Annotated in this window: 18 protein-coding genes; all 18 read left to right on the top strand. The window is 60.6% G+C overall.

Features of this window, described 5'->3' with window-relative positions; genetic code table 11:
• Positions 1 to 3 precede the first annotated feature (3 nt).
• Complete coding sequence (locus tag PMI29_RS06905) at positions 4 to 1,710, top strand: fused response regulator/phosphatase (protein ID WP_008001760.1); 1,707 nt, start codon at positions 4 to 6, stop codon at positions 1,708 to 1,710.
• Between the two features lie 30 nt (positions 1,711 to 1,740).
• Positions 1,741 to 2,091 (top strand): Hpt domain-containing protein, encoded by a 351-nt coding sequence (locus PMI29_RS06910; RefSeq protein ID WP_008001759.1) that lies wholly within the window; start codon positions 1,741 to 1,743, stop codon positions 2,089 to 2,091.
• Positions 2,092 to 2,191: 100 nt separating this feature from the next.
• Positions 2,192 to 3,550, top strand: a complete 1,359-nt coding sequence (locus tag PMI29_RS06915; RefSeq protein ID WP_008001757.1) for a flagellar hook-length control protein FliK — start codon at positions 2,192 to 2,194, stop codon at positions 3,548 to 3,550.
• 234 nt (positions 3,551 to 3,784) lie between these two features.
• Positions 3,785 to 4,288 (top strand): flagellar basal body-associated protein FliL, encoded by a 504-nt coding sequence (gene fliL / locus PMI29_RS06920; RefSeq protein WP_008001755.1) that lies wholly within the window; start codon positions 3,785 to 3,787, stop codon positions 4,286 to 4,288.
• A gap of 9 nt (positions 4,289 to 4,297) precedes the next feature.
• On the top strand, positions 4,298 to 5,266 hold the full coding sequence (fliM, locus tag PMI29_RS06925) for a flagellar motor switch protein FliM (RefSeq protein WP_008001753.1): 969 nt from the start codon (positions 4,298 to 4,300) through the stop codon (positions 5,264 to 5,266).
• Positions 5,267 to 5,332: 66 nt separating this feature from the next.
• On the top strand, positions 5,333 to 5,779 hold the full coding sequence (fliN, locus tag PMI29_RS06930) for a flagellar motor switch protein FliN (RefSeq protein WP_007983370.1): 447 nt from the start codon (positions 5,333 to 5,335) through the stop codon (positions 5,777 to 5,779).
• The gene (fliO, locus tag PMI29_RS06935) at positions 5,780 to 6,235 is read left to right on the top strand and encodes a flagellar biosynthetic protein FliO (protein WP_008001751.1); all 456 of its coding nucleotides are present in this window, start codon (positions 5,780 to 5,782) and stop codon (positions 6,233 to 6,235) included.
• Positions 6,235 to 6,993, top strand: a complete 759-nt coding sequence (gene fliP, locus PMI29_RS06940) for a flagellar type III secretion system pore protein FliP (protein WP_008001750.1) — start codon at positions 6,235 to 6,237, stop codon at positions 6,991 to 6,993. The genes fliO and fliP overlap by 1 nt, the downstream gene beginning before the upstream one ends.
• Positions 6,990 to 7,259 (top strand): flagellar biosynthesis protein FliQ, encoded by a 270-nt coding sequence (fliQ, locus tag PMI29_RS06945; protein ID WP_007975354.1) that lies wholly within the window; start codon positions 6,990 to 6,992, stop codon positions 7,257 to 7,259. The genes fliP and fliQ overlap by 4 nt, the downstream gene beginning before the upstream one ends.
• Positions 7,260 to 7,262: 3 nt before the next feature.
• Positions 7,263 to 8,048 (top strand): flagellar biosynthetic protein FliR, encoded by a 786-nt coding sequence (gene fliR / locus PMI29_RS06950; RefSeq protein ID WP_008001749.1) that lies wholly within the window; start codon positions 7,263 to 7,265, stop codon positions 8,046 to 8,048.
• Between the two features lie 3 nt (positions 8,049 to 8,051).
• Complete coding sequence (flhB, locus tag PMI29_RS06955; protein WP_008001748.1) at positions 8,052 to 9,191, top strand: flagellar biosynthesis protein FlhB; 1,140 nt, start codon at positions 8,052 to 8,054, stop codon at positions 9,189 to 9,191.
• Positions 9,192 to 9,406: 215 nt separating this feature from the next.
• Positions 9,407 to 11,536 carry a flagellar biosynthesis protein FlhA gene (flhA, locus tag PMI29_RS06960; RefSeq protein ID WP_007975358.1) on the top strand — a complete coding sequence of 710 codons (2,130 nt, stop codon included), beginning with the start codon at positions 9,407 to 9,409 and terminating at the stop codon, positions 11,534 to 11,536.
• 11 nt (positions 11,537 to 11,547) lie between these two features.
• Positions 11,548 to 12,876, top strand: a complete 1,329-nt coding sequence (flhF, locus tag PMI29_RS06965) for a flagellar biosynthesis protein FlhF (RefSeq protein WP_008001747.1) — start codon at positions 11,548 to 11,550, stop codon at positions 12,874 to 12,876.
• A gap of 116 nt (positions 12,877 to 12,992) precedes the next feature.
• Positions 12,993 to 13,823, top strand: a complete 831-nt coding sequence (gene fleN / locus PMI29_RS06970; RefSeq protein WP_008001746.1) for a flagellar synthesis regulator FleN — start codon at positions 12,993 to 12,995, stop codon at positions 13,821 to 13,823.
• Positions 13,820 to 14,560 carry an RNA polymerase sigma factor FliA gene (gene fliA / locus PMI29_RS06975; protein WP_008001745.1) on the top strand — a complete coding sequence of 247 codons (741 nt, stop codon included), beginning with the start codon at positions 13,820 to 13,822 and terminating at the stop codon, positions 14,558 to 14,560. The genes fleN and fliA overlap by 4 nt, the downstream gene beginning before the upstream one ends.
• Positions 14,561 to 14,728: 168 nt before the next feature.
• Entirely contained in the window at positions 14,729 to 15,100 is a 372-nt protein-coding gene (locus PMI29_RS06980; RefSeq protein WP_003183998.1) for a chemotaxis response regulator CheY, read from the top strand.
• A gap of 21 nt (positions 15,101 to 15,121) precedes the next feature.
• Positions 15,122 to 15,910, top strand: a complete 789-nt coding sequence (locus PMI29_RS06985) for a protein phosphatase CheZ (RefSeq protein ID WP_008001744.1) — start codon at positions 15,122 to 15,124, stop codon at positions 15,908 to 15,910.
• A 47-nt stretch (positions 15,911 to 15,957) separates the two neighbouring features.
• On the top strand, positions 15,958 to 17,005 hold a 1,048-nt coding region (locus PMI29_RS06990; protein ID WP_008001743.1), incomplete at its 3' end, for an Hpt domain-containing protein.

Below are 17,005 nucleotides of genomic sequence, written 5' to 3'. Positions count from 1 at the left end.
ACCATGCAGCCACTGGAGCCGCTGACGATCCTGATTGCCGAGGACAGCGCCGCCGATCGCCTGCTGTTGTCGAGCATCCTGCGCCGCCAGGGGCACGAAGTGCTGACGGCGGCCAACGGCATCGAAGCGGTCGACGCGTTTCGCCAGCAACAACCGCACATGGTGTTGATGGATGCGATGATGCCGGTCATGGACGGTTTCGAGGCGGCCCGGCAAATCAAGGTCCTGGCCGGGGAAACCCTGGTGCCGATCATCTTCCTCACATCGTTGTCCGAAAGCGAAGCCCTGGCCCGTTGTCTGGAGGTCGGCGGTGACGACTTTCTGGCGAAACCCTATAACCAGGTGATCCTCGCTGCCAAGATCAAGGCCATGGATCGCTTGCGGCGGCTGCAGGATACCGTGCTGCAACAGCGTGACCAGATCGCCAGGCATCACGACTACCTGCTCAACGAGCAGCGCGTGGCCAAGGCTGTTTTCGACAAGGTGGCGCACTCCGGCTGCCTGACTGCCGCTCCGAATATCCGTTATCTGCAATCGCCCTATGCGCTGTTCAACGGCGACCTGTTGCTGGCCGCGTTCACGCCGGCCGGAGACATGCACGTGCTGCTGGGCGACTTCACCGGCCACGGCTTGCCGGCGGCGGTGGGTGCCATGCCCTTGGCCGAAGCCTTTTACGGGATGACCGCCAAGGGTTACGGCCTGGCAGAAACCCTGCGCGAGATGAATGCCAAGCTCAAGCGCATCCTGCCGGTGGACATGTTCTGTTGTGCCACGTTGTTGTGCCTGAGTTTTCAGCGCCGTTCGGTGGAAGTCTGGAACGGCGGAATGCCGGATGGTTACCTGCATCGCATAGCCAGTGGTGAGCGCACGCCTCTGCCGGCGCGGCACCTGCCTTTGGGGGTGCTGAGCCCGGAATCCTTCGATGAGCGTACCGAGGTGTTTCCCATGGCGCTCGGGGATCGGGTGTTTCTCCTGTCTGATGGCGTGATCGACACTTGCGACGCCAATGATCAGTTGTTTGGCGTGCAGCGATTGCAGCAGGTGTTTGCCGCCAATCGCCAGCCGGGTGCGCTGTTCGAAGAGATCGAGCAAGCGCTGCGTCATTTCGGCGGAGAAGCGCGCGACGATGTCAGCATGGTCGAAATCAGCTTGCTGGAGCCGGCGCAGATCACTCCGCCGGCATTGGTCTATTCCGACAGCGGCCAGTCCTGTCCGCTGGACTGGTCGGTGAGTTTCGAGTTTCGCGCCGCGACGCTCAAGCGTTTCAATCCATTACCCTACCTGTTGCAGTTGCTGCTTGAGGTCCATGGCCTTCGGGCGCAGAGCGGAGCGCTCTACAGTGTGCTGGCGGAACTCTATTCCAATGCGCTGGAGCATGGCGTACTGGGGCTGGATTCGAACCTCAAGCGCGATGCCTCGGGGTTTGCGCGGTATTATCAAGAGCGCAATACCCGGCTGGACGAGCTGCAGGAAGGCTATGTCCGGTTGCATTTGCAGGTGGCGCCAACAGACGACGGTGGTTGCCTGACGATTCACATCGAAGACAGCGGCAAGGGTTTTGATGTCGAGCGGGTGATGGCAAGGCCTGTGGATGACATCCGCCTGTCGGGGCGTGGGGTCAGTCTGATCCGCCAATTGGGGCGTAATGCCCGCTGGACCGACGATGGTCGAAGTGCACGCGTGGAGTTTGTCTGGGAGGCTCAGGCATAATCCGCGCATTCTTGATCAAGGAGTGAACAAGTGGACGACACACATGTGGATCGCGACGTACTGAGTGCATTGCAGGAAGTGATGGAAGACGCCTATCCGGATCTGCTGGATGTCTTTCTTGCGGATTCCGAAGAGCGCCTGAAAGTCCTGAGAACGGCTGACAGTGCCGCACTGCTCGTTGAAACCGCCCATAGCTTCAAAGGCAGCGGCAGCAACATGGGCGCACTCAGGCTGACCGAGCTATGCCATCAACTTGAACTGCAGGCCAAGGATTTGCCATGGGCCGCCGTTCAGGAACTGGTCCGTGAAATCGACCGCGAATTCGCCGGAATCCGACCTCTGTACGAAGCTGAACGACAGCGTTGCCCGGCGAAAATCTGAGTACTCGCTGCGTTTGATCTCCTTCGAGTGAAACTGGCTCGACCTTTGCAGTTAATTCATCCAACTGTACTTACGAGCCCCGTGCAGCGGAGACCGTTTCATGCCCGTTACCCCCAATATTCTGCTTCAGGCCTCCAGGCAGGCCAAGACTCAAGCGGCGTCCGCCAATCCTCCGGCACTGGCCGCTGAGCCCGGGGACAAGGCCGCAAGCTTCGCTCATGTCTACGCCAATCAGGCCCAGAACAAGCCCAATGCGTTGGCGGATGCTTCGTTCAAGCCTGATCGTGACAAAACCTGCGGTGTCGGCGCAAAGAACGACGCTGGCGACGACAAGTCTGCCGCCGGGGAGCCGGTGGTTGCCGATGGCGGCAAATCCTTGCCTGCCGACAAATCGCTGCAGGCTGACGACAAGACCGCAGGCGATGATGCGTCAGAGGCCGGCCCGGCTCAGGTCGTCGATGCCGCGCCGGTCGATCCGGCGCTTGATCCTGCATCGCAGCAAGCCATACAGCCAGTGGTGCCGGCGCGAGTAGCGCCTGCCACAGCCGATGCGGTGCCGCCAACGGTTGAAGCGCCGGTTGCTGCGGCGATCACGGCTGCAAACGTTCCGGCGCCGACCAGCGCTGACGGGGACTTCGATCCCGAGGCCGATCCACTCGACGCCCTGCCGGCGTTACGCCTGGCGATGGAGCAGAGCGGTCACGTATCGGCTACCAGTCAGGCGCAGCCCAAGGCTGCTGCGACACAGGCGCAAGCCCAGGCTGACGGTGAGCTGACATCGGCGCAAAACTTTACCGCTGGCATGGCGACCATGCTGGATGTTCAGGCCGACAAGAACAGCACCAGCCAGGGCGACGACAAGGCTTTCAGCGGCTTGATCGAGGACGGTCTGAAGGATCTCAAGTCCGCCAGCAGCGACACCCGTGTCGATGATTTCGCCAACCGCCTGGCAGCGCTGACCCAGGCGGCCACACCGAAGACCGCCAATGCCTTGCCGGTGAACCAGCCGATCGCCATGCACCAGAGCGGCTGGACCGAAGAGGTGGTGAACCGGGTCATGTACCTGTCCAGTGCGAATCTCAAGGCCGCGGACATCCAGTTGCAGCCCGTCGAGCTGGGACGCCTGGACATTCGGGTGAACATGGTTCCCGATCAACAGACCCAGGTCACGTTCATGAGTGCGCACCCGGGTGTCCGTGAGGCGCTGGATGGGCAGGTCCATCGCTTGCGCGACATGTTTGCGCAGCAGGGCATGGGGCAGGTCGATGTCAACGTTTCGGACCAGTCCCGTGGTTCGCAACAGGGCCAGGAACAAGCACGGCAAAGTCAAAGCGGGCGGACCAGCACCAGCCGCGGTCGCCTCGATTCAATGGATGACGACATGGCCCCGGGCATCGCTGAGGTGGCTGCCAATACCACCAGCGTGATCGGCTCCAGCGCGGTCGATTACTACGCCTGACGAACACAGCAGAAACCCTGTGGGAGCGGGCTTGCCCGCGAAGGCGTCGGCACAGTCAGCATCAATGTTGAATGTTCCGGCCTCTTCGCGGGCAAGCCCGCTCCCACAGGGGGTTGCAGCGATTCTTCAAATCGCGGCCATCCCCACCCATTCCTCCCCCGACATTTCTGGCATAACACTTGCTCTTGCCTTGCCGTGCGACTGTGAAAACCCGAATAGTGACGGATTATTGGCATGGCGAAGAGCGACGCAGCAGTAAAAGACCCCGCAACCAAAGGCAAACTCAAGCTGATTATCGTGATCGTGGTGGCCCTGCTGCTGGCGATCGGTGTGTCTGTGGGGGCGACCTGGTACTTCATGCATAGCGCTCAGAGCAAGCCTGCCGCCGACGTGGCGCAAACCGGTCCTGTCGGCAAGCAGCCAGCGATTTTCGAGTCGATGGCACCGGCTTTCGTGGCCAATTTCAACCAGAACGGTCGCCAGCGCTATATGCAAGTGAGCATCACCATGCTCGGGCGTAACCAGGCGGATCTGGATGCACTCAAGGTCCATATGCCGGTGATCCGCAATAACCTGGTCATGCTGTTCTCCGGGCAGGACTTTGCGACCCTCGCGTCGCCGGTCGGTCAGGAAATGCTGCGGCAGAAAGCCACCGCCAGCGTGCAGGAAGTGGCGCAGAAAGAGCTCGGCAAAGTGGTGATCGAACAGTTGCTTTTCACTAATTTCGTACTGCAGTAGGAACACGACATGGCCGTGCAGGACCTGCTGTCCCAGGATGAGATCGACGCGCTGCTGCATGGCGTCGACGACGGTCTGGTAGAGACCGAAAACGCTGCCGAACCCGGCACCGTCAAAAGCTATGACCTGACCAGCCAGGATCGCATCGTCCGTGGACGCATGCCGACCCTGGAAATGATCAACGAGCGTTTCGCCCGCTATACCCGCATCAGCATGTTCAACATGCTGCGTCGTTCGGCAGACGTGGCGGTCGGCGGTGTGCAGGTGATGAAGTTCGGCGAATACGTGCACTCGCTGTACGTGCCGACCAGTCTCAATCTGGTCAAGATCAAACCCTTGCGCGGCACTGCGCTGTTCATCCTCGACGCCAAGCTGGTGTTCAAGCTGGTGGACAATTTCTTCGGTGGTGACGGCCGGCACGCCAAGATCGAAGGGCGTGAGTTCACGCCAACCGAACTGCGTGTGGTGCGCATGGTGCTGGAGCAGGCGTTCGTCGATTTGAAGGAAGCCTGGCAGGCGATCATGGAAGTCAATTTCGAGTACATCAACTCGGAAGTGAACCCGGCCATGGCCAACATCGTCGGGCCGAGCGAAGCCATTGTGGTATCGACCTTCCACATCGAACTCGATGGCGGTGGCGGCGACATGCACGTGACCATGCCGTACTCGATGATCGAGCCAGTGCGCGAAATGCTCGACGCCGGCTTCCAGTCGGACCTCGACGACCAGGACGAGCGCTGGGTCAACGCCCTGCGCCAGGACGTGCTGGACGTCGACGTGCCGATCGGTGCAACGGTGGCCCGTCGTCAGTTGCGTCTGCGCGACATCCTGCACATGCAGCCGGGGGATGTGATCCCGGTCGATATGCCGGAAGACATGATCATGCGCGCCAACGGCGTGCCGGCCTTCAAGGTCAAGATGGGCTCGCACAAGGGCAACCTGGCGTTGCAAGTGATCGAGCCGATCGAGCGCCGTTGACCGACGCTCGTACCCATTCGCGATTAACCGAATTCTGAATTTTTGCTCGCCGAGGACACTGACAATATGAACACGCAAGACGACCAGGCTCTGGCCGATGAGTGGGCAGCGGCCCTGGAAGAAACCGGTGATGCCGGGCAGGCCGACATCGACGCCTTGCTGGCCGCCGATTCCGGCAGTTCCGCGTCCAACCGCCTGCCCATGGAAGAGTTCGGCAGTGTGCCGAGAAACAACGATCCGGTCAGCCTCGAAGGCCCGAACCTGGACGTGATCCTCGATATCCCGGTGTCGATTTCCATGGAAGTGGGCAGCACCGACATCAACATTCGCAACCTGTTGCAACTGAACCAGGGTTCGGTGATCGAGCTGGATCGCCTGGCCGGCGAGCCGCTGGACGTGCTGGTCAATGGCACGCTCATCGCCCACGGCGAAGTGGTGGTGGTCAACGAGAAGTTCGGCATCCGCCTGACGGACGTGATCAGCCCAAGCGAACGCATCAAGAAGCTGCGCTGAGTGAAAAAGGTTCTAGGGGCTTTGCTGGGGGCCGCGCTGGCCATGCCGTTCAGGGTGCTGGGGGCCGAGCCGGTCGCCACGGCGACCACGGCTGCTGTGCCTGCGGTGAGCAGCGGTGTGGCTGGTCAACTGACGCAACTGGTGTTCGGATTGCTGCTGGTGCTGGGGCTGATCTTCCTCCTCGCCTGGCTGCTGCGTCGGGTCCAGCAGGCCGGTCCGGCTGGCAAAGGGCAGGTGATCGAGATTGTCGGCTCCCGAGCGCTGGGGCCTCGCGACCGCCTGATGCTGGTGCAGGTCGGCAATGAGCAGATTTTGCTAGGCCTGAGCCCTGGCAGCATCACTGCGCTGCACGTCCTCAAGGAGCCGGTGCAGGTGCCGAGTGCCGAAAAGCCGACGCCGGAATTTGCCCAGCGCCTGCTGGAGATGCTGGGTAAAGATCAGAAGGATAAGAAGTAATGGGTGCGCTACGCATCGTCTTGACGCTGACCCTGATGCTGGCCGCACCGCTGGCATTCGCCGCCGATCCGCTGTCGATCCCGGCCATCACCCTGGGCACCAATGCACAGGGTGCGCAGGAATACTCGGTCAGCCTGCAAATCCTGCTGATCATGACCGCGCTGAGTTTTATCCCGGCGTTTGTCATGCTGATGACCAGCTTCACCCGGATCATCATTGTCTTCTCGATCCTGCGCCAGGCCCTGGGCCTGCAGCAGACACCGTCGAACCAGATCCTCACCGGCATGGCGTTGTTCCTGACCCTGTTCATCATGGCGCCGGTGTTCGACCGTGTGAACCAGGACGCCCTGCAGCCGTATCTGGCGGAAAAACTGACGGCCCAGGATGCGGTTGCCAAGGCGCAGGTGCCGATCAAGGACTTCATGCTCGCCCAGACCCGCACCAGCGATCTGGAGCTGTTCATGCGCCTGTCCAAGCGTACTGACATCGCGACGCCGGATCAGGCACCGCTGACCATCCTGGTGCCGGCCTTCGTGACCTCCGAGCTGAAAACGGCGTTCCAGATCGGCTTCATGATCTTCATTCCGTTCCTGATCATCGACCTGGTCGTGGCCAGTGTGTTGATGGCCATGGGTATGATGATGCTGTCGCCGCTGATCATTTCCCTGCCGTTCAAGATCATGTTGTTCGTGCTGGTGGATGGCTGGGCGCTGATCATCGGCACTCTGGCCAGCAGCTTCGGCGGTGTCTCGCCATGACGCCAGAAGTTGCGGTCGACATCTTTCGTGAAGCGCTGTGGCTGACCACTTTGATGGTTGCCGTGCTGGTGATTCCAAGTTTGCTGGTGGGGCTGTTGGTGGCCATGTTCCAGGCGGCCACCCAGATTAACGAACAGACCCTCAGTTTCCTGCCGCGTCTGTTGGTGATGTTGGTGACGCTGATCGTTGCCGGGCCGTGGCTGGTGCAGACTTTCATGGAATACATCCAGCAGTTGTACGGCAGCATTCCGCAGGTCATCGGCTAAGCCATGTCCTCGCTGCTGCAGTTGACGGATACCCAGATAAGTACCTGGGTCGCGACGTTCATGTTGCCGCTGTTCCGCGTCGGCGCCTTGCTGATGGTCATGCCGGTGTTTGGCACCGCCCTGGTCCCCAAGCGCATCCGACTGTATTTCGCCCTTGCCATCACCGTGGTCATCGCACCGAACCTGCCACCCATGCCGCCAGTGAGCGCGCTGGATTTGAGCGGGCTGCTGCTGATTGCCGAGCAGATACTTGTGGGCGCGATACTGGGTTTCTCCCTGCAGCTGTTTTTCCAGGCTTTCGTGGTGGCGGGGCAGATTGTCGCGATCCAGATGGGCATGGGTTTCGCCTCGATGGTCGACCCAACCAACGGTGTATCGGTAGCGGTGATCGGGCAGTTCTTCACGATGCTGGTGACACTGATGTTCCTGGCCATGAACGGCCATCTGGTGGTGTTTGAGGTGCTCACCGAAAGCTTCACCACGTTGCCCGTCGGTAGCGGCCTGATGGTCAATCATTTCTGGGAGCTGGCCGGCAAACTCGGCTGGGTGCTCGGCGCGGCGCTGTTGCTGGTGCTGCCGGCGATCACCGCGCTGCTGGTGGTCAACATCGCGTTTGGCGTGATGACCCGCGCCGCGCCGCAGCTGAACATCTTCTCTATCGGCTTCCCGCTGACCCTGGTGCTCGGGCTGTTTATCGTCTGGGTCGGGCTGGCGGACATCATTAATCAGTATCAACCGCTGGCCACCGAAGCCCTGCAGTTTTTACGCGAACTGGCAAAGGCGCGCTGAGTCATGGCTGAGAGCGAAAGCGGTCAGGACAAAACAGAAGACCCCACGGAGAAAAAGAAAAAGGATGCCCGTGAAAAGGGTGAGATTGCGCGCTCCAAGGAACTCAACACCCTGGCGATCATGCTCGCCGGTGCCGGTGCGCTGCTGGTCTTTGGAGGGGCGCTTGCCCAGGAAATGATGGACTTGATGCGCCTGAACTTTTCCCTGTCGCGCGACGTGGTGCTGGATCAACGTGCGATGGGAACCTATCTGCTGCACTCGGGGCAGATTGCCTTGCTGGCGATTCAGCCGGTGATGATCACCTTGCTCCTGGCGGCGTTGATCGGGCCGATCTCTCTCGGGGGCTGGCTGTTCTCCGCCGGCACCATGGCGCCGAAGTTCAGCCGCATGAACCCTGGCGCCGGCCTCAAGCGTATGTTCTCGGGTAAGGCTGTGGCCGAACTGCTCAAGGCGCTGGCGAAGTTCTTCATCGTGCTGTTCGTGGCCCTTGTGGTGTTGTCGGCGGATATCGACGACCTGTTACGCATCGCCCATGAACCTCTGGACCGGGCGATCACTCATAGCCTGCAAGTGGTTGGCTGGAGCAGCCTGTGGATGGCCTGCGGGCTGATCATTATCGCCGCCGTGGACGTGCCGATACAGCTGTGGGAAAGCATCAAGAAACTGAAGATGACCAAGCAGGAAGTGCGTGACGAGCATAAGGATCAGGAAGGGCGGCCGGAGGTCAAGCAGCGGATTCGTCAGTTGCAGCGCGAAATGTCCCAGCGGCGGATGATGGCGGCGATTCCCGAGGCTGACGTGGTCATCACCAACCCGACCCACTACGCCGTGGCCCTCAAGTACGATCCGGAGAAGGGTAATGCGCCGGTGTTGCTGGCCAAGGGCAGTGACTTCCTGGCCCTGAAAATCCGTGAGATCGCGGCGGCCAACGAGATCCTGCTGCTGGAGTCGCCGGCGCTGGCGCGGTCGATTTACTACTCCACCGAACTTGAGCAGGAAATTCCCGGCGGGCTCTATCTGGCAGTCGCGCAGGTGCTGGCTTACGTTTATCAGATTCGACAGTACCGGGCGGGCAAGGGCAAGCGACCGGATCCGCTCAAGGATGATCTGCCGATTCCGCCGGATTTGCGCCGCGACTCCTGACTTCAATATCGATCCCTGTAGGAGCGAGCCTGCTCGCGATAGCGCCTGTACGGCCATGATGTGTGGCGACTGACACGCCGCCATCGCGAGCAGGCTCGCTCCTACAGGAACCCCTCTGTTCCTTGCCTTTGCAAAAGTTGGAAAGCTTCTTGCAGTAGCCGCCCTGCGCCCGCTTCAGGCGTCAAAAGTTTGCTTTAAAGGAACGGGGAAAACCGGTGGATCGCTCTCAGTTAATCAACAGTGCCCGCAGCAACATTGCCGACCTCAGTCGAGGCAATCTGGGCGTGCCGCTGTTGTTGCTGGTCATGCTGGCGATGATGATGTTGCCGGTGCCGCCGTTCCTGTTGGACGTGTTCTTCACCTTCAACATTGCGCTGTCCATCGTCGTGCTGCTGGTCTGTGTCTACGCTTTGCGGCCGTTGGATTTTGCGGTTTTCCCGACCATTTTGCTGGTGGCGACGCTGTTGCGCCTGGCGTTGAACGTGGCCTCCACGCGGGTGGTGATGCTCCATGGCCAGGATGGTCACGCCGCTGCCGGTAAAGTGATCCAGGCCTTCGGTGAGGTGGTGATCGGCGGTAACTACGTGGTCGGTATCGTGGTCTTCGCGATCTTGATGATCATCAACTTCGTCGTGGTGACCAAGGGTGCGGGGCGGATTTCCGAGGTAAGCGCGCGTTTCACCCTCGATGCGATGCCCGGCAAGCAAATGGCGATCGACGCCGACCTCAACGCCGGCCTGATCGATCAGGCCCAGGCCAAGGCCCGCCGCTCGGAAGTCGCCCAGGAAGCCGAGTTCTACGGCTCCATGGACGGTGCCAGCAAATTCGTCCGTGGTGACGCCATTGCCGGCCTGTTGATCCTGTTCATCAACCTGATCGGCGGCATGGCGGTCGGTATCTTCCAGCACAATATGACGTTTGCCGATGCCGGCAAGGTTTACGCACTGCTGACCATCGGTGACGGTTTGGTGGCGCAATTGCCATCACTGTTGTTATCGACAGCGGCCGCGATCATGGTGACCCGTGCTTCCGGTTCGGAAGACATGGGCAAGCAAATCAATCGCCAGATGTTCGCCTCGCCCAAAGCCTTGGCCGTTTCGGCCGGTCTGATGGCGGTGATGGGTCTGGTGCCCGGCATGCCGCATTTTTCCTTCCTGACCATGGCTGCACTGGCGGCGGGTGGCGCGTACCTGTTCTGGAGAAAGCAAAACGTCGCCAAGGTGCAGGCCCTGCAAGAGGTCAAGCGCCAGCAGGAGCTGCTGCCGTCGCCGGCCCGCGCCCAGGAAACCAAGGAGCTTGGCTGGGATGACGTAACGCCCATCGACATGATCGGCCTGGAAGTGGGTTATCGCCTGATTCCGCTGGTGGACCGCAACCAGGGCGGCCAGTTGCTGGCTCGGATCAAGGGGGTGCGCAAGAAGCTGTCCCAGGATCTGGGCTTCCTGATGCCGACCGTGCATATCCGCGACAACCTCGACCTGGCGCCAAGTGCCTATCGCCTGACCCTCATGGGGGTGATCCTGGCTGAAGCGGAGATTTACCCGGATCGCGAGCTGGCGATCAACCCGGGACAGGTCTACGGCACGCTCAATGGCATTACCGCCAAAGATCCGGCTTTCGGACTGGAGGCGGTCTGGATCGAAATCAGCCAGCGCGCCCAGGCGCAATCCCTCGGTTATACGGTGGTCGATGCCAGTACGGTCGTGGCTACCCACTTGAACCAGATACTCTACAAGCATTCCAGTGAACTGATCGGTCACGAAGAAGTGCAGCAACTCATGCAGTTACTGGCCAAAAGCTCGCCGAAACTGGCCGAGGAACTGGTGCCGGGCGTGGTTTCGCTGTCGCAGCTGCTCAAGGTGCTGCAAGCGCTGTTGGCCGAACAAGTGCCTGTGCGCGATATCCGCAGCATTGCCGAGGCCATCGCCAACAATGCCGCCAAGAGTCAAGATACCGCCGCTCTGGTGGCCGCCGTGCGTGTTGGTGTATCCCGTGCAATCGTGCAAAGCATTGTCGGCACTGAGTCGGAGCTGCCAGTTATCACGCTGGAGCCAAGGTTGGAACAGATATTGCTCAATAGTCTGCAAAAGGCAGGGCAAGGCTCGGAAGAGGGCGTTCTGCTGGAGCCAAGCATGGCTGAGAAGCTGCAACGCTCGCTGATCGACGCAGCGCAGCGCCAGGAGATGCAAGGTCAGCCGGTGATTCTGCTGGTGGCCGGTCCGGTTCGCGCGATGCTCTCGCGATTCGGCCGGCTCGCAGTCCCGGGTTTGCACGTGTTGGCTTACCAGGAAATCCCTGACAACAAGCAAGTGACCATCGTTGCGACAGTAGGGCCCAACGGCTGAGGTAGTGGTTTATGCAAGTTAAGCGTTTTTTCGCCGCCGATATGCGTCAGGCCATGAAGCTGGTTCGCGATGAGCTGGGCGCTGATGCCGCCATCATTGGCAACCGCCGGATCGCCGGTGGTGTCGAGCTGACGGCTGCGCTGGATTACAAGTTGTCGGCGCTGGCGCCGCGGGTTCCGAACATGGAGCTCGAAGACGAGCTGCGCAAGACTCAGTCGCGGATCGTCACCGCCCAGGCCGAATTGAGCCTGCGCGGCGAGGGCGAGAGCGACAAGAGCACCAACCGCCAGTTGTTCGCCGGCCTGCCGCTGACGGCCGCCGAGCCGTTGATTGAGCCGACGTACACCGAACCCCGTCGTCCTGCACCGGCTGCGGCGCCCGCCTCCACTGGTGTGGACCCGCGTGCGTTCGACTCGATGCGTTTCGAACTCAACAGCCTGCGTGAACTCATGGAAGTCCAGCTGGGCTCCCTGGCCTGGAATCAGCTGCAGGGCAGCCGTCCGGACCAGGCCAACCTCTGGCGTCGCCTGCAACGCATTGGCCTGTCTGGCCCGCTGTCGCGCGACCTGCTGGCGCTGATTACCGAAATCGAAGAGCCTCGTCAGGCCTGGCGCATGTTGCTGGCGCACCTGGCGCGCATGATCGTTACGCCGGAAGTAGAGCCACTGGAAGAGGGCGGTGTGATCGCCATGGTCGGCCCGGCCGGCATGGGCAAGACCACCACACTGGCCAAGCTGGCTGCCCGTTACGTGCTCAAGTACGGCGCGCAGAACATTGCGCTGGTGAGCATGGACAGCTTCCGCATCGGTGCCCAGGAGCAGCTCAAGACCCTGGGGCGCATACTCAATGTGTCGGTAACCCACGTCGATCCGGGCCAGTCTCTGGTGCAGGCTCTGGAACCCTTGCTGCGCAAGCGCGTGGTGCTGATCGATACCGCCGGCCTGCAGGCCAGCGATCCGGCCCTGCGCATGCAGCTCGAAAGCCTGGCCGGTCGTGGCATCCGCTCGAAAAATTATCTGGTCCTGGCAACCACCAGCCAAAAACAGGTTCTAACCGCCGCGTACCACAGTTACAAGCGTTGCGGGCTCGCTGGCTGCATCCTGACTAAACTGGATGAAACGGCTAGTCTGGGGGAGGTGTTGAGCCTTGCCATCAGTCATGAGCTGCCGGTGGCGTACCTGACCGATGGTCCGCGGATTCCGGATGATCTCCATCTGCCGCGTCGTCACCAGTTGGTCAGTCGCGCCGTGAGTGTGCAAATGCAGGAAGAACCCAGCGAAGAAGCCATGGCTGACATGTTCGCTGACATCTACCACAGCCCGACCAAGCAGGTTGGCTGAGGTAATAATGAACAGTTTTTGTACCTACATCGATGGTCTGCCATGCATTGTTCCGTTTGCGAACGCGCAGCCAGTAATGTGGCCTCCGTCTATGCAAGACAAGGTAAAGAAATAACATGGGCAGCATGCATCCCGTACAGGTGATCGCGGTGACCGGCGGCAAAGGTGGCGTCGGGAAAACTAACGTGTCAGTGAACTTGTCCCTGGCTTTGGCTGAGCTTGGCCGGCGCGTCATGTTGCTGGACGCCGACCTGGGGTTGGCGAACGTCGACGTTCTACTGGGCCTGACACCCAAACGTACCCTGGCCGACGTGATCGAGGGCCGCTGCGAACTGCGCGATGTACTGCTGCAGGGACCAGGCGGCATTCGTATCGTTCCGGCCGCATCCGGCACTCAGAGCATGGTGCATCTGAGCCCTGCGCAGCACGCCGGCCTGATCCAGGCCTTCAGTGATATCGGCGATAACCTCGACGTATTGGTGATCGACACCGCTGCGGGCATTGGTGACTCGGTCGTCAGCTTCGTTCGTGCAGCCCAGGAAGTGCTGCTGGTGGTGTGCGACGAGCCGACCTCGATAACCGATGCCTACGCCTTGATCAAGTTGCTCAATCGCGACTACGGCATGAACCGCTTCCGCGTCCTGGCCAACATGGCCCAGAGCCCGCAGGAAGGGCGCAACCTGTTCGCCAAGTTGACCAAGGTCACGGATCGCTTTCTCGACGTCGCCCTGCAATATGTCGGCGCGGTGCCCTACGACGAAAGCGTACGCAAGGCCGTGCAGAAGCAGCGCGCCGTCTACGAGGCCTTCCCGCGTTCCAAGTGCTCGCTGGCGTTCAAGGCCATCGCACAGAAGGTCGATACCTGGCCGCTGCCTGCCAACCCGCGCGGGCACCTGGAGTTTTTCGTCGAGCGCCTCGTGCAGCAGACAGCAGGACCTGTGCTATGACAGCCAGCGGTTACAACCTCTACAAAGCATCGGCACGTGATGCGCAGTACGAGCTGATCGAGCGTTACGCGCCGCTGGTTAAACGCATTGCCTACCACTTGCTGGCGCGCTTGCCGGCCAGTGTCCAGGTTGAAGACCTGATCCAGGCCGGGATGATCGGCCTGCTTGAAGTGTCGACCAAATATGACGCCAGCAAAGGCGCCAGTTTCGAGACGTACGCGGGCATTCGAATCCGCGGCGCCATGCTCGATGAAGTGCGCAAGGGGGACTGGGCGCCACGTTCGGTTCACCGCAATACGCGCATGGTCAGCGACGCCATTCGCTCGATTGAAGCGAAAACCGGCCGTGATGCTAAAGATCACGAAGTTGCGGCCGAACTCCAATTGAGTCTCGACGATTACTACGGAATTTTGAACGACACCCTGGGCAGCCGGCTGTTCAGTTTCGACGATCTGTTGCAGGACGGCGAACACGAAGGGCTGCACGAGGATGGCGCGAGTGCTCATCTCGAGCCGTCACGCGATCTGGAAGATGAACGCTTCCAGGCTGCGCTGGCGGATGCGATTGCCAATTTGCCGGAGCGTGAGCGACTGGTGTTGGCGCTGTACTACGACGAAGAGTTGAACCTCAAGGAAATCGGTGAGGTCCTAGGGGTCAGCGAATCTCGGGTCAGCCAGTTACACAGCCAGTGCGCGGCCCGTTTGCGGGGGCGTTTGGGGGAGTGGCGAGCGCGCTGAAGGCAGTGTGGGGGACACTGCGAACGAAGCTGGTGTGGTGTTGAACTGCGCCGGTCTCGATCTGTTGTGCTCCAGACAGTCATTGAGTGCTTTGCCGGATTGATTGAAATGGCGCGTCCAGGTGCTGGGCGCGTTTAAGACTGCTTGGAGGTCGAATTGGACAAGAACATGAAAATCCTCATCGTTGATGACTTCTCAACGATGCGGCGGATCATCAAGAACCTGCTGCGTGACCTTGGGTTCACCAACACCGTCGAGGCCGACGATGGCACTACCGCCATTCCGGTGCTCAACAGCGGAAGCATCGACTTTCTGGTTACGGACTGGAACATGCCTGGCATGACCGGTATCGATCTGCTGCGCCACGTGCGTGCCGATGAAAAGCTCAAGCACCTGCCGGTGCTGATGGTGACCGCTGAAGCCAAGCGTGAGCAGATCATCGAAGCGGCCCAGGCCGGCGTTAACGGCTATGTGGTCAAGCCCTTCACGGCCCAGGCGTTGAAAGAAAAAATCGAGAAGATTTTCGAACGCATCGGTTGATGAGTGCGCCACGGGGGAGCTATGGGCAATAACGAAACTTCATTGGGCGACTTTGAGTCGACCCTGAAAAAACACGCCGTCGAATTGGTCGCGAGCCTTGAAAAAGGCAAGTTCGGCGACGCGGTGCAATTGATCCATGAGCTCAACCAGACCCGTGACCGCGGCCTGTATCAGGAGGTGGGCAAGCTCACTCGCGAGCTGCATAGCGCGATCGTCAATTTCCAGATTGACCCGCACATGCCGCAAGCCGAAGAAGTGTCGCAGATCACCGACGCCACCGAGCGTCTGGGGTATGTGGTCAAGCTGACCGAGGCCGCGGCCAACCGCACCATGGATCTGGTGGAGAATGCCACGCCGCTGGTCAACAGCCTGGCGGATGAAGCCCAGGCCTTGAGCACGGACTGGGGGCGCTTCATGCGTCGTGAAGTCGGCGCTGAAGAGTTTCGTGAACTTGCCCGGCGGGTCGACGGTTTCCTGGTGCGCAGCGGCACGGACAATCGCGCGGTGTCGGGCAACCTGAACGACATCCTGCTCGCCCAGGATTACCAGGACCTCACAGGGCAAGTGATCAAGCGCGTGACCCAGTTAGTCACCGAAGTTGAAAGCAACCTGCTCAAGCTCGTGCTGATGGCCAGTCAGGTGGACCGCTTTGCGGGCATCGAACATGACCGTGAAGCGATGCTTGCTGAAAAAGATCCACAAAAACATCTCTCTCAGGGTGAAGGTCCGCAGATTCATGCCGATAAAAGAGAAGACGTTGTGTCCGGTCAGGACGATGTGGACGATTTGCTATCCAGCCTAGGGTTTTAGAACTTTAGGTATTTTAGGTTTTTAGACCTGTTAGGAGCACCCCCCTGATGAGCTTCGGCGCCGATGAAGAGATCCTTCAGGATTTCCTGGTTGAGGCCGGCGAGATTCTTGAGCAACTGTCCGAGCAACTGGTCGAGCTGGAAAGCCGGCCGGATGATGCGGATTTGCTCAATGCAATTTTTCGCGGTTTTCACACTGTAAAAGGGGGCGCCGGCTTCCTCCAGCTCAATGAGCTGGTGGAGTGCTGCCACATCGCCGAGAACGTGTTCGACATCCTGCGCAAGGGTGAGCGGCGCGTCGATTCGGAACTGATGGACGTGGTTCTCGAAGCGCTGGACGCGGTGAACAGCATGTTCAGCGAAGTCCGCGAACGCAGCCCGATCACGGCTGCGACACCTGAATTGCTTGCGGCATTGGCCCGTCTGGCCGAGCCGCAATCGGCTGACGAGGTGGCCTCAGCGCCTGTTGCTGCCGTGGTCGAAGCGCCCGTGGCTGAAGCCGATTCGGGCGACATTACTGACAATGAATTTGAGCAGTTGCTGGACTCGCTGAATGCCGTCAAGGCCCAGGCCGAGGCTCCGGCAGTTGCGCAGGCGCTTGCCAGCGAGACGGCCGCCAGCGACGAAATCACCGATGCCGAGTTCGAGTCATTGCTCGATCAACTGCATGGTAAAGGCCAGTTCGCCGTTGGTGCGGTGGTCCCGGCGCCCGCTGCGCCAGAGGCCCCGAAGGCGGCAGGCGACAGTTCCGATATTACCGACGATGAATTCGAAGCACTGCTCGACCAACTGCACGGCAAGGGCAACTTTGCTGTCGAGGCACTGGAATCGGCCATTGCTTCGGTACCTGCAACCGCAGCCCCAAGTGCGGTGGCGGCCGGCAGCGATCTGATTTCCGATCACGAGTTCGAAGCGCTGCTCGACGAACTGCACGGCAAAGGCAAGTTCAGCGAAGTCGGCACCGCGGCTGTGGCCAACGGTTCGAATGCTTCTGTCGCGGCACCGGCAGCCAAGGCTGCGGCGCCCAAACCTGTGGCCAAGGCACCGGAGCCAAAAGCCCAGGCTCCGGCCCCGGCAGCCGCTGCTGCACTGGCTG

This window comes from Pseudomonas sp. GM49 (genome assembly GCF_000282355.1).
Classification (GTDB): domain Bacteria; phylum Pseudomonadota; class Gammaproteobacteria; order Pseudomonadales; family Pseudomonadaceae; genus Aquipseudomonas.
The sequence above is the reverse complement of the archived record's forward strand: the minus strand, read 5'-3'. Positions and strand labels throughout refer to the sequence as shown.

Bases quoted from the DNA above. Each gene is read 5' to 3' on its own strand.
- fliR (WP_008001749.1), top strand. From the start codon at position 7,263: ATGTCCTCGCTGCTGCAGTTGACGGATACCCAGATAAGTACCTGGGTC.
- fliN (WP_007983370.1), top strand. From the start codon at position 5,333: ATGAACACGCAAGACGACCAGGCTCTGGCCGATGAGTGGGCAGCGGCC.
- PMI29_RS06980 (WP_003183998.1), top strand. From the start codon at position 14,729: ATGAAAATCCTCATCGTTGATGACTTCTCAACGATGCGGCGGATCATC.
- PMI29_RS06905 (WP_008001760.1), top strand. From the start codon at position 4: ATGCAGCCACTGGAGCCGCTGACGATCCTGATTGCCGAGGACAGCGCC.
- fliM (WP_008001753.1), top strand. From the start codon at position 4,298: ATGGCCGTGCAGGACCTGCTGTCCCAGGATGAGATCGACGCGCTGCTG.
- PMI29_RS06985 (WP_008001744.1), top strand. From the start codon at position 15,122: ATGGGCAATAACGAAACTTCATTGGGCGACTTTGAGTCGACCCTGAAA.
- fliP (WP_008001750.1), top strand. From the start codon at position 6,235: ATGGGTGCGCTACGCATCGTCTTGACGCTGACCCTGATGCTGGCCGCA.
- flhB (WP_008001748.1), top strand. From the start codon at position 8,052: ATGGCTGAGAGCGAAAGCGGTCAGGACAAAACAGAAGACCCCACGGAG.
- PMI29_RS06915 (WP_008001757.1), top strand. From the start codon at position 2,192: ATGCCCGTTACCCCCAATATTCTGCTTCAGGCCTCCAGGCAGGCCAAG.
- flhF (WP_008001747.1), top strand. From the start codon at position 11,548: ATGCAAGTTAAGCGTTTTTTCGCCGCCGATATGCGTCAGGCCATGAAG.
- fleN (WP_008001746.1), top strand. From the start codon at position 12,993: ATGGGCAGCATGCATCCCGTACAGGTGATCGCGGTGACCGGCGGCAAA.
- fliL (WP_008001755.1), top strand. From the start codon at position 3,785: ATGGCGAAGAGCGACGCAGCAGTAAAAGACCCCGCAACCAAAGGCAAA.
- fliA (WP_008001745.1), top strand. From the start codon at position 13,820: ATGACAGCCAGCGGTTACAACCTCTACAAAGCATCGGCACGTGATGCG.
- fliQ (WP_007975354.1), top strand. From the start codon at position 6,990: ATGACGCCAGAAGTTGCGGTCGACATCTTTCGTGAAGCGCTGTGGCTG.